We start from the raw sequence: 15,261 nt of genomic DNA, 5'->3' as shown, positions 1-15,261 counted from the left end.
CGGGGCGCACGCCGCCGCCCGCGGCCCGTGTCATCCTCGCCGAGGGGGAGGGATGTGCGATGGCGGGGCGCGGCAGGGGACCGGACTTCGTGGAGGCTCTGGCCCGCGGGCTGGACGTCCTGGCCTGCTTCGACGCCGACCACCGCAGCATGTCGCTGACGGAGGTGGCGACCGCGGTCGGGCTCGCCCGGCCCACCGCCCGTCGGCTGCTGCTCACCCTGGAGGAGCTGGGGTTCGTCCGGTCCTCCGGCGGGGCGTTCCAGCTGACCCCCAAGGTGCTCACCCTCGGCATGGCCTACGTCGGGGCGCTCGGCCTGTGGGACATCGCCCGCCCGCACCTCGAGGCGCTGGTCGCCCGGACCGGCGAGTCGTCGTCCATGGCGCAGCTCGACGGCGCTGACATCGTCTACGTCGCCCGGGTGTCGGTTCCCAAGCTGATCGCGCTGCGGGTGGACATCGGCACGCGGTTCCCGGCGGTGCTGACCTCGCAGGGCAAGGTCCTGCTGGCCGCCCTGCCCCCGGACCGGCTCGCCGCGACGCTGGCCCAGCCGAGCCGGTCGGGGCTGCCCACGCGGACCGACCGGACGCCGGAGCAGCTGCACGAGGAGCTGACGGAGGTCCGCGCCCGGGGGTGGGCGCTGGCAGACGAGGAGCTGGCCCCGGGGGTGCGCTCGGTCGCGGTCCCCGTCCGCGACCGGGACGGCGTCGTGCAGGCCGCCATGAACGTCACCGTGCACGCGGCCGAGACCACCACCGACCAGTTGCTCGGAGAGCACCTGCCGCTGCTGCTCCGCGCGGCCGGCGAGGTCGGTGCCGAGTGGGCGCTGTGGCAGTCCCGTCCGCACGTCCAGCTGCCTCGGCCGTCGGGCTCGGCCACCGCGTAGCCCGGCGGGACGGCGGGCGGCTCCGGACCTCGGGGTCCGCCGGGCCTCGCCACGGGCACCGCGCGCTGCTTGACTCCCCGCATGGTCGCCCCGCTGCCCGAGCCCGGTCCGGAGATCGACCCCGACGAGCCGATCCCGGACGACCCGGGCGAGCTGCTGCCCGACGCCCCCGAGCCGCTGCCGCCCCCGCCGATCGAGGCCACCCCGGACGCTCCCGGCGGCGACCCCGGCGGCGTGCCCGAGCCCGCCTGAGCGGCGCACCCACCGGCGGGCCGGTGGCGGGTCAGCGGCGGGCGAGGACGGCCATCGCCACCGCGCACCCCCACCCGACCGCGACGACCGGCGTCTCGAGGGGGTCGAACCCGCCCGGCCGGATCCGCACCCGGTTCCACCGCTCGCTCGGGTAGCCCAGCGACAGGCCCGTCCCCAGCCACCGCAGCACCCACCGGGCGCGGTCGTCCGGCCCGCGCAGCAGCCGGCCGACCGCCCACAGCTGCGGCCCGAGCAGGTACGGGGGCGCGCTGTAGGCGGTGCCGAACCACAGCCAGTCCCGCACGAGGTGCTCCGGCGTGCCCGCCATGAACGGGACGTCGACGGTGCGGCGGCGCCGCAGGGCGACGACGTGACCGACTCCCTGGGCCGCCAGCTGGGCCGCGGCGACCGCCGCGAGCGCCGCCCGGTGCGTCATGCCGCCGCACGGTAGGCCGCCCGGCCGCCTCAGAGCTCCTGCGCCTCGGAGCTCCAGCGCCTCAGAGCTCCAGCGCCGAGGCGATCGGCACGCCCGGGCGGTAGGCCAGGTGGACGGAGCTCGGCGCGGCGAGGACGGCGAGGTCGGCCCGGGCGCCGACCGCGAGCGTCCCGACGTCGGTCCGGCGCAGCGCCCGGGCGCCGCCGGCGGTGGCCGCCCACAGCGCCTCGGCCGGCGTCAGGTGCATCTCCCGCACCGCCAGGGCGATCATCAGCGGCATCGAGGAGCTGTAGCAGGTGCCGGGGTTGCAGTCGGTGGCCAGCGCGACGGTGACCCCGGCGTCGAGCAGCCCGCGCCCGTCGGGATAGGGCGAGCGGGTGGCGAACTCGACGCCGGGCAGCAGCGTCGCGACGGTGTCGCCGTCGGCCAGGGCCGCGACGTCGGCGTCGGACAGGTGCGTGCAGTGGTCGACGCTGGCCGCCCCCAGCTCGACGGCCAGCTGCACCCCGGGACCGGGGCCGAGCTGGTTGCCGTGCACCCGCAGTCCCAGGCCGGCCGCCCGCCCGGCCGTCAGCACCGCGCGGGCCTCGTCGCCGTCGAACGCGCGGGCGCTGCCCGGCTCGCAGAACACGTCGATCCACCGCGCCAGCGGCGCGCACGCCCGCAGCATCTCCCCGGTGACCAGCGCGAGGTACTCCTCCCGCGCGGCGCCCGGCGGCACCACGTGGGCACCCAGGAACGTCGTCTCGGACGTGACGGCCGCGGCCGCGGTCAGCGACGCGACCTCGTGCTCCACGGTGAGCCCGTAGCCGCTCTTGACCTCCACGGTGGTGGTGCCCTGCGCGCGCATCTCCGCGACCCGCGCGGCGGCCAGCCCGCCCAGCTCGGCCGCGCCGGCGCGCCGGGTGGCCGCCACGGTGGTGGCGATGCCCCCGCCGTCGTAGGGCTGCCCGGCCATGCGCGCGGCGAACTCCGCGGCCCGGTCGCCGGCGAAGACCAGGTGGCTGTGGGAGTCGACGAAGCCGGGCACCACCGCCCGCCCGCCGACGTCGACCCGGCGGTCGGCCGCCGGCGCGGCCGCGGCCGGCCCCGTCCACCGCACGCGGCCGTCCTCGGCCACCACGGCCGCGCCGCGCAGGACGCCGAGCGGGGACCCGTCGCCCACCGCGGGGTCGTTGGTGACCAGCTCGGCGATGCCGGTGACCAGGGTGCTGGTCACCGCGCCCACACCCGCCGCACCGCGGCGCCGAGCAGGGCGCCCACGTCGCCCAGCCGGTGCCGGCCGCCCTCCACGACGGGGACGCCGTCGACGTAGACGGTGTCGACGTCGGCGCGCGAGGCCGTGAGCAGGACCTGGTCGGGCAGCGCGCCCGCGGTGCCCACGGTGTCGGTGCGCAGCACCACCAGGTCCGCCCGGGCGCCGGGCTCGATCCGGCCGGCGTCCTCCCAGCCGAGGCTCGCGTGGGCGGTGAGCGCCGCCAGCAGCTGGCCGGGGGTGAACCGGCCGCGCTCCAGGGTCACCAGCCGCTCGTGCGCCTCCATCGCCCGGGCCTCCTCCAGCAGGTCGGCGACGGCGTGCTGGTCGCTGCCCAGGCTCAGCGCCGCCCCGGCGTCGAGCAGCGCGCGGGCCGGGCCGATGCCGTCGGCGAGGTCCCGCTCGGTCGTGGGGCACAGGCACGCCGTCGCGCCCGCGCCGCCGAGCAGCGCGACGTCGGCCTCGGTCAGGTGGGTCGCGTGCACCGCCGTCGCGGCGGCGTCCCAGGCCCCCGCGTCGGCCAGCAGCCGGGTCGGGGTGCGGCCGTAGAACGCCCGGCAGGCCTCGTTCTCGGCGGGCTGCTCGGACACGTGCACGTGCAGCGGCGACCGGTCCGCCCCACCCAGCCCACCGCGTGCGGCCGCCACGACCACCGGCAGGTCGGCGGCCGGCACCGCGCGGACGGAGTGCACGGCCGCGCCGACCCGGAATCCGGCCGACCCGCGCAGCGCCGACACCCGCTCGGCCCAGCGGTGCACGTCGCCGTCGCCGAACCGCAGCTGCGCCCCGGCGAGCTCCTCGTGCCCGGCCCCGGACAGCCCGCCGGCGAGGTAGGCGGTGTCGAGCAGGGTGAGCCGGACGCCGGCGTCGGCCGCGGCCTGCCGGAGCGCCTCAGCCATCGCGTTGGGATCGGTGTAGCGCGCACCGCCGGGCGCGTGGTGCAGGTAGTGGAACTCCCCCACCGTGCTCACCCCGGCCAGCGCCATCTCGGCGTAGGCGGCGCGCGCCAGTTCGAGGTACCCGTCGGGGTCGATCCGCCCGGCGACGTCGTAGGCCGCCTCCCGCCAGGTCCAGAACGTGCCGCCGCCGGCGGAGGTGCGGCCGCGCAGCGCCCGGTGGAACGCGTGGCTGTGGGCGTCGGCGAACCCGGGCACGGCCACCCCCGGCAGCCGGTGCGCGCCGGCGGGCACCTCGGCCGGGGGCACCCCGTGCCGCACCGAGGTGAACCGGCCGCCGGTGATCTCCAGCAGCACGCCGGTGCGCAGGCCGCCGGGCAGGTGCGCGTGCGGCGCGAACAGCACGGTCACCGCGTGAGGGAGGCGACCACGGCGGCCAGGGCGTGCACCCCGCGGTGGCAGTCGTCGGGCTCGGCGAACTCCTCGGGCGAGTGCGAGATCCCGGTGGGGTTGCGGACGAGGAGCATCGCGGCGGGGACGCCGGCGGCGGCCAGGACCCCGGCGTCGTGCCCGGCGCCGGTGGCCAGGCGGGGCACGTCACCCCCGCCGAGCACCGCGGCGAGCCGGTCGGCCAGGGACGCGTCGAAGGACGTCGCGTCGGTCCAGGACTCCTCGGTGAGGGTCCCGCCGAGGTCGGCGGCCGACGCGGCGAACTCCTCGACCAGCGCCCGCACGGCCGCCTGGTCCTCGCCGCGGGCGTCGAGCCAGCCGGTCACCGACGACGGGATCGCGTTGACCCCGTTGGGCCGGACGACGACCTTGCCGCAGGTGGCGAGGACGCCGTGCCGCACCGCGAGCTCGCGGGCCCGCTGCACGAGCGCGGCGAGGGCCAGCATCGGGTCGTCGCGGTCGGCGAGCCGGGTGGTGCCGGCGTGGTCGGCCTGCCCGGCCAGGTCGAACCGCCACCGGCCGTGCGGCCAGATGCCGGTGCCCACGGCCACCGGCCGGTCCAGGCCGGCGAGCCCGTACCCCTGCTCGACGTGCAGCTCGACGAACGCGCCGACGCGGGCCAGGGCACGGTCGTCGCGGCCGAGGTCGCCCGGGTCGCGCCCGGCCGCGGTCAGCGCCTCGGCCAGGGTGGTGCCGTCGCCGTCCACGAGGCCCAGCGCCCGCTGCGCCGGCAGCGCGCCGGTGAGGACGCGCGAGCCGGCGCAGGCGACCCCGAACCGGGCGCCCTCCTCGTCGCCGAAGGCGACCACCCCGACCGGCCGGGACGGGGCGACGCCGGCGGCCCGCAGCTCGTCGACCGCGGCCAGCGCGCCGACCACGCCGAGCGGGCCGTCGAACGCCCCGCCGTCGGGGACGGAGTCCAGGTGCGAGCCGATCACCACCCCGGGGGCGCCGGCGGACACCGCGGCGTCCGGGTCGCCCCACCACGCCCACTGGTTGCCCGCCCGGTCGACGTCGAGGGCCAGGCCGCGCTCGGCGCAGGCCCCGGCGAACCACTCCCGCAGCGCGGCGTCCTCGCGGGTCCAGGCGAAGCGCGAGTAGCCCCCGGTCGCACCGGACCGGCCGACCGGCGCCAGCTCCGCCCACATCCGGTCGAAGCCGGCGGACGCGGCCCGCTGCGGGTCCGGCGCGGTCACCGGCCCGCCATCGGGACCCGCACGCCCCCCTCGGGGTGCTCGGCGAGCGGTCCGGCGTCGTTGCCGAACTCGGGCGCGTCGCCGGAGTCGATGTGCCGGAGGACGCCGGTGCCGGGGTCGTTGGTGAGCACCCGCTCGATCTTCTGCCCGGCCAGCGGGGTGCCGTCGGCGACGGTCACCTGGCCGGCGTGGACGGAGCGGCCGATGCCGACGCCGCCGCCGTGGTGGATCGACACCCAGGACGCGCCGGAGGCGGTGTTGACCAGGGCGTTGAGCAGCGGCCAGTCGGCGATCGCGTCGGACCCGTCGGCCATCCCCTCGGTCTCGCGGTAGGGGGAGGCGACCGACCCGCAGTCGAGGTGGTCGCGGCCGATGACGACGGGGGCCGACAGCTCGCCGGAGGCGACCATGTCGTTGAAGCGCACCCCGGCCTTCTCACGCTCGCCGTAGCCGAGCCAGCAGATGCGGGCCGGCAGCCCCTGGAAGGCGACCTTGTCCTGCGCGGCGCGGATCCACCGGTGCAGGTGGTCGGAGTCGGGGAACAGGTCGAGGACGGCCTCGTCGGTGGCGCGGATGTCGGCGGGGTCGCCGGACAGCGCCGCCCACCGGAACGGGCCCTTGCCCTCGGTGAACAGCGGCCGGATGTAGGCCGGCACGAAGCCGGGGAAGGCGAAGGCGCGGCCGAAGCCGCCCTGGCGGGCCTCGTCCCGGATGGAGTTGCCGTAGTCGAAGACCTCCGTGCCGGCGTCCAGGAAGCCGACCATCGCCTCGACGTGCCGCGCCATCGAGGCCCGGGCCCGGTCGGTGAACTCGTCGGGCTTGGTGCGGGCGTAGTCGGCCCAGTCGCCGAGGTCGACGCCGTCGGGCAGGTAGGACAGCGGGTCGTGGGCCGAGGTCTGGTCGGTGACGACGTCGGCCTGCACGCCCCGCCGGAGCAGCTCGGGCAGCACGGCGGCGCAGTTGCCCACCAGGCCCACCGACAGCGGGACCCGGTCCCGCCGGGCCTGCTCGCAGCGGGCGACCGCCGCGTCGAGGTCCTCGGCGACCTCGTCGAGGTAGCGCTGGGCGACCCGCCGGTGCAGCCGCGCGGGGTCGACGTCGACGACGAGGCAGACGCCGCCGTTGAGCGTCACCGCCAGCGGCTGGGCACCGCCCATGCCGCCGCAGCCGCCGGTCACGGTCAGGGTGCCGGCCAGCGTGCCGCCGAAGCGCTTGGCGGCCACCGCGGCGAAGGTCTCGTAGGTGCCCTGCAGGATGCCCTGGGTGCCGATGTAGATCCACGACCCGGCGGTCATCTGCCCGTACATGGTCAGCCCGAGCTGCTCCAGCCGGCGGAACTCCGGCCAGGTGGCCCAGCCGCCGACCAGGTTGGAGTTGGCGATGAGCACCCGCGGCGCCCACTCGTGGGTGCGCAGCACCCCGACCGGCTTGCCCGACTGCACGAGCATCGTCTCGTCGTCGCCGAGCTCGCGCAGCGTGGCGACCATCGCGTCGAAGGCGGCCCAGGAGCGGGCCGCGCGCCCGGTGCCGCCGTAGACGACGAGGTCGTCGGGCCGCTCGGCCACCTCGGGGTCGAGGTTGTTCATGAGCATCCGCAGCGGCGCCTCGGTCTGCCAGGAGCGGGCGGTGCGGGCGGTGCCGCGTGCGGCACGGACGGGGCGGGCGCCTTCCACGGTGGTCGTCCTCTCGGGTCGGGGTGGGGACGGGGTCAGGCGAGGGGGCCGGTGACCGACTCGGCGGCCGCGACCGCGCCGCCGCCGGCGACGAGCGCGACGACGGCGTCGATCTCGGGGGCGAGGAACCGGTCGGTGCCCGGGCCGGCGACGTGCTCCCGGACGGCGGCGACCACCGCGGCGGTCGCCGGCGCGGGGGTCAGCGGAGCCCGCAGGTCGAGCGCGCGGGCCGCGGTGAGCAGCTCGATCGCCAGCACCCGGGTGAGCCCGTCGAGAGCGCGGCGGAGCTTGCGGGCCGCCGACCAGCCCATCGAGACGTGGTCCTCCTGCATGGCGCTGGAGGGGATGGAGTCGACCGACGCCGGGACGGCCAGCCGCTTGAGCTCGGAGACGATCGCCGCCTGGGTGTACTGGGCGATCATGTGCCCGGAGTCGACGCCCGGGTCGTCGGCCAGGAACGCCGGCAGGCCGGAGTTGCGGGCGACGTCGAGGAAGCGGTCGGTGCGCCGCTCGGCGATCGAGGCCAGGTCGGCCACGGCGACGGCGAGGAAGTCCAGCACGTAGGCGACCGGGGCACCGTGGAAGTTGCCGTTGCTCTCCACCCGCCCGTCGGCGGTGACCACCGGGTTGTCGATGGCGCTGGCCAGCTCGCGGTCGGCGACCGCCGCGGCGTGGGCCAGGGTGTCGCGGGCCGCGCCGTGCACCTGCGGCGAGCAGCGCAACGAGTAGGCGTCCTGCACCCGGGTGCAGCCGGGGCCGCGGTGGCTGGCCACGATCGGCGAGCCGGCGAGCAGGGCCCGGAGGTTGGCCGCGCTGTCGGCCTGGCCGGGGTGCGGGCGCAGCGCCTGCAGGTCGGCGGCGAAGACCGCGTCGGTGCCCAGCAGCGCCTCGACGCTCATCGCGGCGGTGACGTCGGCGACGCGCAGCAGCCGGCGCAGGTCGCACAGGGCCAGCACCAGCATGCCGAGCATGCCGTCGGTGCCGTTGATCAGCGCCAGGCCCTCCTTCTCCGCGAGCACGAGCGGCGCGATGCCGGCGGCGGCCAGTACCTCGGCGGCCGGGCGGCGCCGCCCGCCGGCGTCGCGGACGTCGCCCTCCCCCGTGGCGGCGAGCGCGCAGTGCGCCAACGGCGCGAGGTCGCCCGAGCAGCCCAGCGAGCCGTACTCGGAGACCACCGGGGTGATGCCCGCGTTGAGCATCGCGGCGTAGGTGCGCACCGTCTCCGGGCGGACGCCGGTGCGGCCGGTGGCGAGGGTGGCCAGGCGCAGCACCATCAGCGCGCGCACCACCTCGCGCTCCACCTCGGGGCCGGAGCCGGCGGCGTGCGAGCGCACCAGGCTGCGCTGCAGCTGCGCCCGCCGCTCGGCCGGGATGTGCCGGGTCGCCAGCGCGCCGAAGCCGGTCGAGACCCCGTAGTGCGCGACGACGTCGTCGGCCAGGGCCTCGACCACCCGGCGGCTCGCGGCGACCGCCCGCTCCGCCCCGGGGGCGAGGACGACGGCGGCACCGTCCCGGGCGACGGCGACGACGTCGGAGGCGCTGAGCGGGCCGGTGCCGACGCTGATCGGGACGGTGGCGGTCGTGCTGGTGGTCGTGCTGGCGGTCACCCGGTCATGGCACGCCATCGCGCCGGTCCTCCGACAGAGCCGCGCGGGAGATATTGTCTGGGATCCCAGACACTCGGCGAGGAGGTGCCGGTGGCCCAGGTGCCCGCGGCGCGCCAGGTGCTCGACATCCTGCGGTTCCTGGCCGACCAGGCCGGGCCGGTGCCGGCGGCGGCGCTGGCCCGCGAGCTCGGGCTGCCCCGCTCGACGACGTACCACCTGCTCGGGGAACTCACCGCGACCGGCTTCGTCGTCCACCTGCCCGACGAGCGCCGCTACGGCCTGGGGGTCAGCGCCTACGAGCTCGGCAGCGGGTTCACCCGGCAGGCGCCGCTGCAGCGGCTGGCCCGGCGGCCGCTGTCGGAGCTGACCGACCGCACCGGGCACACCTCCCACCTGGCCGTCCTGCACGGCCGCGACGTCGTCTACGTCATCGAGGAGCGGGCCCGCGGGCGGGCGCCGCTGGTCACCGACGTCGGGGTCCGGCTGCCGGCGCCGCTGACCGCCAGCGGCCGCGCGATGCTCGCCGTCCTCCCGCCGGCCGCCGTCCGCGCGCTGTTCCCCACCGCGGACGGCTTCGTGCTGCGCAACGAGCGCGGACCCGACTCACCGGCGGCGCTGCGCCGGCTGCTGGCCGAGACACGACGCCGCGGCCACGCCCTGGAGGAGGGCGAGGTCACCGCCGGCTTCGCCTCGGTGGGCACCCCGGTGCTCGACCACTCCGGGCACCCCATCGCTGCCGTCGCGCTCACCTTCCCCGAGCACGAGGTGCCCGACGAGGACGGGCGGCGGTCCCTGGCCGCCCAGGTCGCCCGCACCGCGGGGACGATCAGCCGGCTCATCGGCGGCTGACCGGGGGCGCCGGTCGGTGACGCTGCGGTGACGGGGGCCCGGGAGGCTCGTGTCGTCCGGGAGCGGGAGCCGGACGGGACCAGCGGGCGAGGGCGGCGCGGCCCGGGCCCCCGGGGTCGGTGAGAGGAGGCCGGCGATCCCCGGGGCGAGGAGCCACCGCCCCGGCGGGGACCGCGCACCGGCGGTGCCGGTCCGGATCCGGGGCACAGTGGGCACCTCGACCGGACGGACCTCGAGGAGACCCATGACCGCGCACTCCGGACCCGACGACACGGCGCTGACCGGCTCGTGGCGGAAGAGGGACGCGCCGGCGTGCGCGGACCGCTACCCCGACGTCCTCACCTTCTCGACGGGCACCTACCGCGGCACGCGCGGGCCGGAGCAGGCGGGCATCTGGTGGGACGCCGGCATCTACCGGCTCGAGGACGACCGCCGGCTGGTGCTCAGCGTCGCGACCGACGAGCTCGTCGTCTACGAGGTCCACCGCGGGGCCGACGTCCTCGAGGTCGTCGACCCCGACGGCTGCCGCTTCTCCTACCAACGGATCGCACCCCCGTAGTCGGTACGGGGGGCCGAGTGAGGAGGCACCCGTCATGGCCGACGGTTTCCGCGAGATGGAGCTCGAGCCGGGGGCGGACGCGGTCGTCGCGAGCGTCCCGCCCGTCGTCTCCCCCGAGGTCCCGCTGGCCGCCGGGGTCCCCGTCGGCCAGGACGACCCCCGCTTCCCCGACCTCGACCCGGCCGGGTCCGGTGCTGTCGGCGCGGCGACCGGATCCCCGTCGTCGGCCGGCCCACCCCTGCGGTTCTGCCGGACGGTCCTGCGGGCCGGCTGCTACGCGCTCTCCCTGCGGCCGACCACCTCGCCCGCCGGCTTCGAGGGGACCCTGCGGGTCGACCGGTCGGCGCCGGACGCCGGACCGGACGGCATCATCGTGAGCGGTGACCTCTACCGGCGCCCGGCGCTGGTGCCCCCGGTCTCGCCCTCGCTCACCGACCCGCTGCCGTCTCCCCCGCCGGGGAGCGCCACGTCCGGAGCGGTCTCCGTGGCCGCCGCGGCGAGCCGGCCGAGCGCGGCCGAGCCGCTCGCGCCGCCCTTCCGGCCGCGCATCCCGGTCTACCCGCGCGACCGCTACGACTCCTACCTGAAGGTCGTCCAGGTGACCGAGTCCGTCGCCGTGCCGCCGGGCCGGCCGTGCACCGCGACGCTCGTCCTGGAGCAGTACGACTACACCGCCCCGCCGGCGGGGAGCTTCAAGGGCTCCTTCCCCGCGGCGCCCAGCAGGACGGTGACCGTGACGCTGACCCAGGCGCCCGCGCCGCCTCCCTTCGGCGGCCCGCGGTTCACCGGCCGCTGGCTCGAGGGCGGCGTGGACCGGGGCACCGTCACCCTGTCCTGGGTGTCGCCGTTCTTCCGCCGGGCGACGGTGGAGATCGACACCCTCACCGGCGCGGTGGCGCCCCAGCCGGTGCCCGACGGCTCGGGCGGCACCGAGTACTTCGACACGATCTACGCCAAGCACGGCTGGCAGCTGACCGTGGTCCGGGGTTCGACCGACGTGCCGGTGCCGGCCGGGGCGAACCCGACCGACTGCTGGTCGTCGGGCAACCTGCACAGCCTCATGACCGCCGTCCGGGACCCCGCCACGGACCTGGACACCGACTGGCGGATCCACCTCGTGGTGGTCCCGGCCAAGCTCGGCTGCTCCCGCGGCGTCATGTACGACCAGATCGGGGTCCCGCGGGAGGGGTGCGCCAGCTTCTCCGACGACGGCTATCCGTCGGGCGAGTCGGCCAACTTCGGGACCGCCGCCGACCGCAGGCAGCGCGAGGTCGCCCGGGCGTTCCTGCGCAGCGCCACGCACGAGATCACGCACACCTTCAACCAGATCCACCAGGAGCAGGAGACGACCGCCGACAACTCGATCATGACGACCACGCCGAGCGTGGCCGACGTCCTGGGCGGCCCCACGACCGGTGCCCCGGGCGTCTTCCCGGACCAGATCGCGCTGGCGGTCAACACGACGGTGCGGCACCACCTGGTGCACATGCCCGACCCCGTGCTGCGCCCGGGGGGCTGGCCGTTCTTCTCCTGGGTGGGCACCAGCCCCCCGCAGGCGACCGACCGCCAGGACTTCGACCCGTCCGAGCTCGAGCTCGAGGTGGCCGTCCCGGCGGACGGCGTCGCGCTGGGCCAGCCGGTCGAGGTGTCCTGGACGCTCACCAACCGCAGCGGCGACCCCCTCGTCGTCCCGAGCGACGTCAGCCTGGAGGGCCTGTTCGCCACGATGACGGTCACCGACCCGTCCGGCCGGGTCCGCCCGTTCCGCCCGCTCGCCGTCGTCTGCGACGCGGCGAAGCTCGCCGAGCTGCCGCCCGGGGACTCCGTCTCCTCGTCACACCGGGTCTTCTGGAGCACGGAGGGCTTCGCCTTCCCCCGGCCGGGGCCGCACCGGCTGTCGGTCGCCGTCACGTGGTCGGCGCGGGGCATCCCCGTCGGCGTCACGAGGGACGTCGAGCTGTTCGTCCAGTTCCCGACGACGCAGACCGACAACGACGCCGCGGCGCTGGTGTTCACCCAGCAGGTCGGGATGTGGGTCGCCCTCGGCGGCGGGGCGGAGCACCTGGCCGATGCCGTGGACCGGCTGCAGCAGCTCGCGGCGATGTCGGGGACGGACGCGACCCCCCGGCTGCTCGCCGGCTTCTCGGGGCTGCTCCCCCGCTGAGGACGGGCCCGAGCCGGGCGGTGAGAGACCCGGAGGAGGGCTGCCGTGACGACCGACCTCGACCTGGCCCCGCCGCCCGTGCCGCTCGGCGGCGGCAGGACGGCCGTGCCGATCGACGTCTCCGCCGTCACGGCACTGCTCCGCTTCGACGGGGCGAGCCGGACGGCCACCGGCACGGCCACGCTGCGGTTCGCGACGGGGCCGGCCGCAGGCTGTCCGGTTCTCGACCTGCGCCAGCCCGTCACCGGCGTCCGGCTCGACGGCGCTCCCCTGCCCCTGGACGCGCTGGTCCGCCGGGACCTCGGCGGCGGTGCCGGCGCGGAGGTCCTCGTGCTGAACCGGGCGCTCCCGGCCGGCACCGCCCACACCCTGCGCCTGGACTACACCGTGGGGCTGCCCCAGGCACCGGCCGGCGGGTCGCACCCGCCGGCCCTGACCTGGTCGGCCGGACCGCGGCTGACGCTCAGCTTCGGCTTCACCGACCTCGCCCCCGGCCGCTACCTGGAGTCCTGGGTGCCGGCCAACCTGATCTGGGACCGGTACGCGATCGACCTGGAGCTGGTGGTGACCGGCACCCCGGTGGAGCACCGGGTCGTCACCAACGGCGCGGTCACCGCGGCCGGGCCCAACCACTGGCGGGTGGCCTTCCCCCCGCGGTCCTCCGCGCTCTCCCCGATGGTGGAGGTGCGGGCCGCGGACACGCTCACCTCGGCGACGACGACGGTCGCGCTACCGACCGGTGGCGCCCCCGTCACGGTGGAGGCGCTCGCGCTGCGCTCCGACACCACGGTGGACCCCGCAGCCGCCGCGGCCGACGTCGCCGGCTGGCTGGCGGAGAACGCGGCCTCGATCGGGAGGTACGTCCACGGCGGCCGCTTCACCGCGTTCCTGATCCGGGGCGGCATGGAATACGACGGGGCGTGCACGGCCTCGCGGGGGAGCCTGCGGCACGAGGTCTTCCACTCGTGGTGGGGCCGCGGGGTCACGCCCGCGGCCCAGGCCGACGGGTGGTGGGACGAGGGCTGGAACGTCTACCACGACCGTGGCGGCTCGGAGGTCCGGCCCTTCGACTTCGCCGAGCCGCCGGTCACGCTGTCCCCGCACGACCCGTTCACCCGCGCGACCCCGATCGCGGCCTACAGCACCGGGGCCGCGGCTGTTCGCAGGGGCAGCGGCGCTCGCCTCGCCCGCGGCGCTCACCGGGTGGATGGGTGAGTTCTACCGGGCGAACCTCGAGCGCCCCGCGACCACGGAGGCCCTGGAGGCCCACCTCGTGGCGCGCTCCGGCGCGGTCGACCTCGTCGACGCGTTCCACCGCTGGGTCTACGGCCTGCCCGACCCGGCGCCCGCTCCGGAACTGTGGCTGCGCGACGACCCGGGTGAGCGCGGGGGCGGACGGCTCTGGGACTCCCCCGACGTCTGGATCCGGCACGAGGATGACGGCGGCACGGTCCACCAGCAGCCCCGGCCCGGGCGGGACAACTGGTTCCACGCGCGGGTCGGCAACCGCGGCCGGGGCACCGCCCGCCACCTCGTGGTGACCTTCGGTCTCCGGCGCCGCGCCGGCTTCACGCGCACCTGGCCCGCCGACTTCCTGCCGGCGGTCAGCGCGGGGGTCGCCTTCGAGCTGCCCCCGGGCCGGTCCACCGTCGTCCGTGCCCGGTGGCCGGCGGCACAGGTGCCGCCGCCGGGGGCGCACGTCGCCCTCGTGGCCGCCGCGCTGACCCGCGGCGCCCACCCGCCTGCCGGCAGCCGCGTCGGCGAGCGCGGCGACCTCGCGCAGAAGGACCTGACCGTGGTGCGGGCGCCCCGGGGGGCGTCGGTGCTGGTCCCGTTCGAGGTGCGCGGCGCGTCGGCCGGTGCGGCGACCGGCCTGGAGGTCCGGCGACCACGGGAGCTGGCGGGCGTCGGGCTGCGCGTCGCCCGGCCGCGGGCGGGCGAGGTGGCCGTGACGGCCGACGACCCCCTGGCCGCCGCGCTGGAGCCGCCGGCGCCGCCGGATGCGGGTGGCGCCGTCCTCGTCGGCGGCGAGGACGAGCTGACCCGCGGGTCCTTCGACCTCGCCGCCGCGCTGCCGCTCCCCGACGCCCCCCGCGCGGCCCTCGACCTGCCGCTCCCCCTCGGGCCGAGCACGCTGGCGCTCGTCCTCACCGTGCCGCGCGACCTGCCCCCGGGCACGGAGGGGACGGTCGACGTGCTCCGCCGTGACGGGTCCGGGCCGGTCGCCGGCGGGTTCGCCGTGCGCCTCGTCGTCGACCCCTGACCTGCGCCGTCGACTGCTGCCGGTGCCGGCCCGCTCCCGGACAGTGCGCCGCATCGTCCCCCCACACCTGTCGGCGGCCGGACGGTGTGGGCTGCGGTGCAGGTGCGCGGCCGGGATGTGCACGTGTCCCGCACACCGTCCGCCGGCACCGTCTCCCACGGGCCGCCGCCGCTACACGGTGGTGGACGTCCGGGGGATCCTCAGGGCGGGCCCTGGAGACCGAGCGCGTCGAGCAGCGCGGCGTGCCCGCGCCGGCGGGCGAGGCCGAGCAGCCAGCCCTCGACGTCCTCGGTGTCCGTCCTGCCGGTGACGGCGCCGGCGGTCTCCACCTTGACGCCGGCGCGCACCGTGACCGAACGCGGGCGGCCGGCCGCCGGGGCGAACGACACCACCAGTCCGCCGTACCCCAGCCCGGGTGCGTCGCCCGGCTGAGGGCCCGGAGGCAGGCGGTCGAGCCGGCGCGCCAGCTCCTCCGCCTCGGCCGGCGTCAGGTCGAACGTCGGGTTCGGACGGCCCGAGTAGACGAGCAGGTCGACGCGCGCGCCACCGTGCGCCGGCGACGACCGAGGAGAACCGCTCACCAACACCACCCCGCACCCATTCTGACGGCGGGCGAGGCGCCGGGACCCGTGACGTGAGCGTGACGGGACCGTGACGCCCTGCACGCCATCCTCTGCTCGCGGGGCACCGGTCGGGTGCCGTGGCCGCGGGTGAGGCTCCCGGAGCAGGTCTTCGACGCCGTCCCGCCACCACGCGCGACGAGGCAGAGGAGCGGAT

The 15,261-nt window shown here is 77.3% G+C and carries 14 protein-coding genes; 7 read left to right on the top strand and 7 right to left on the bottom strand.

Annotated features, from left to right (window positions below; genetic code table 11):
• Positions 1 to 89 precede the first annotated feature (89 nt).
• Positions 90 to 884, top strand: a complete 795-nt coding sequence (locus tag CHC04_RS09700; protein WP_245817091.1) for an IclR family transcriptional regulator domain-containing protein — start codon at positions 90 to 92, stop codon at positions 882 to 884.
• 81 nt (positions 885 to 965) lie between these two features.
• On the top strand, positions 966 to 1,136 hold the full coding sequence (locus tag CHC04_RS24090; RefSeq protein WP_176449922.1) for a hypothetical protein: 171 nt from the start codon (positions 966 to 968) through the stop codon (positions 1,134 to 1,136).
• 31 nt (positions 1,137 to 1,167) lie between these two features.
• Here the strand turns inward: CHC04_RS24090 and CHC04_RS09695 are convergent, their stop codons facing one another.
• The 6 genes from CHC04_RS09695 to hutH all read right to left on the bottom strand — a co-directional run bounded on the left by CHC04_RS09695 (position 1,168) and on the right by hutH (position 8,649).
• Entirely contained in the window at positions 1,168 to 1,572 is a 405-nt protein-coding gene (locus tag CHC04_RS09695; protein WP_089403701.1) for a hypothetical protein, read from the bottom strand.
• A gap of 61 nt (positions 1,573 to 1,633) precedes the next feature.
• Positions 1,634 to 2,791, bottom strand: coding sequence for an imidazolonepropionase (hutI, locus tag CHC04_RS09690; protein WP_089404017.1), 1,158 nt, complete (start codon positions 2,789 to 2,791; stop codon positions 1,634 to 1,636).
• Positions 2,788 to 4,134: a formimidoylglutamate deiminase gene (locus CHC04_RS09685; RefSeq protein ID WP_089403700.1), complete on the bottom strand. Its 1,347-nt coding sequence runs from the start codon at positions 4,132 to 4,134 to the stop codon at positions 2,788 to 2,790. Before CHC04_RS09685 ends, hutI begins: the two co-directional genes overlap by 4 nt.
• Complete coding sequence (locus CHC04_RS09680) at positions 4,131 to 5,369, bottom strand: allantoate amidohydrolase (protein WP_217897278.1); 1,239 nt, start codon at positions 5,367 to 5,369, stop codon at positions 4,131 to 4,133. The genes CHC04_RS09685 and CHC04_RS09680 overlap by 4 nt, the downstream gene beginning before the upstream one ends.
• A complete protein-coding gene (gene hutU / locus CHC04_RS09675) occupies positions 5,366 to 7,042 on the bottom strand; it encodes a urocanate hydratase (protein WP_089403699.1) in 1,677 nt (558 codons plus the stop codon). The genes CHC04_RS09680 and hutU overlap by 4 nt, the downstream gene beginning before the upstream one ends.
• 35 nt (positions 7,043 to 7,077) lie before the next feature.
• Positions 7,078 to 8,649 (bottom strand): histidine ammonia-lyase, encoded by a 1,572-nt coding sequence (gene hutH, locus CHC04_RS09670; RefSeq protein WP_245817090.1) that lies wholly within the window; start codon positions 8,647 to 8,649, stop codon positions 7,078 to 7,080.
• A 90-nt stretch (positions 8,650 to 8,739) separates the two neighbouring features.
• Between hutH and CHC04_RS09665 the strand changes: the two genes are divergently transcribed.
• From CHC04_RS09665 to CHC04_RS09645, 5 genes are all read left to right on the top strand, one after another.
• Positions 8,740 to 9,498: an IclR family transcriptional regulator gene (locus CHC04_RS09665; RefSeq protein WP_245817089.1), complete on the top strand. Its 759-nt coding sequence runs from the start codon at positions 8,740 to 8,742 to the stop codon at positions 9,496 to 9,498.
• A gap of 244 nt (positions 9,499 to 9,742) precedes the next feature.
• Positions 9,743 to 10,057, top strand: coding sequence for a hypothetical protein (locus CHC04_RS09660; RefSeq protein ID WP_089403697.1), 315 nt, complete (start codon positions 9,743 to 9,745; stop codon positions 10,055 to 10,057).
• Between the two features lie 34 nt (positions 10,058 to 10,091).
• Positions 10,092 to 12,221: a hypothetical protein gene (locus CHC04_RS24085; RefSeq protein ID WP_176449921.1), complete on the top strand. Its 2,130-nt coding sequence runs from the start codon at positions 10,092 to 10,094 to the stop codon at positions 12,219 to 12,221.
• A 45-nt stretch (positions 12,222 to 12,266) separates the two neighbouring features.
• A complete protein-coding gene (locus CHC04_RS09650; RefSeq protein ID WP_089403696.1) occupies positions 12,267 to 13,436 on the top strand; it encodes a M1 aminopeptidase family protein in 1,170 nt (389 codons plus the stop codon).
• The gene (locus tag CHC04_RS09645) at positions 13,429 to 14,484 is read left to right on the top strand and encodes a hypothetical protein (protein WP_089403695.1); all 1,056 of its coding nucleotides are present in this window, start codon (positions 13,429 to 13,431) and stop codon (positions 14,482 to 14,484) included. Before CHC04_RS09650 ends, CHC04_RS09645 begins: the two co-directional genes overlap by 8 nt.
• Before the next feature lie 200 nt (positions 14,485 to 14,684).
• On the opposite strand, the gene CHC04_RS09640 is transcribed toward CHC04_RS09645, so the two are convergent.
• Entirely contained in the window at positions 14,685 to 15,065 is a 381-nt protein-coding gene (locus CHC04_RS09640) for a hypothetical protein (protein ID WP_089403694.1), read from the bottom strand.
• Positions 15,066 to 15,261: the final 196 nt, after the last annotated feature.

It is taken from the genome of Geodermatophilus saharensis, from assembly GCF_900188205.1.
Taxonomy (GTDB): Bacteria; Actinomycetota; Actinomycetes; order Mycobacteriales; family Geodermatophilaceae; genus Geodermatophilus; species Geodermatophilus saharensis.
The sequence above is the reverse complement of the archived record's forward strand: the minus strand, read 5'-3'. Positions and strand labels throughout refer to the sequence as shown.

Excerpts from the sequence above, each read along its gene's own strand:
- CHC04_RS24090 (WP_176449922.1), top strand. The coding sequence starts at position 966 with ATGGTCGCCCCGCTGCCCGAGCCCGGTCCGGAGATCGACCCCGACGAG.
- CHC04_RS09695 (WP_089403701.1), bottom strand. The coding sequence starts at position 1,572 with ATGACGCACCGGGCGGCGCTCGCGGCGGTCGCCGCGGCCCAGCTGGCG.
- CHC04_RS09660 (WP_089403697.1), top strand. The coding sequence starts at position 9,743 with ATGACCGCGCACTCCGGACCCGACGACACGGCGCTGACCGGCTCGTGG.
- CHC04_RS24085 (WP_176449921.1), top strand. The coding sequence starts at position 10,092 with ATGGCCGACGGTTTCCGCGAGATGGAGCTCGAGCCGGGGGCGGACGCG.
- CHC04_RS09645 (WP_089403695.1), top strand. The coding sequence starts at position 13,429 with ATGGGTGAGTTCTACCGGGCGAACCTCGAGCGCCCCGCGACCACGGAG.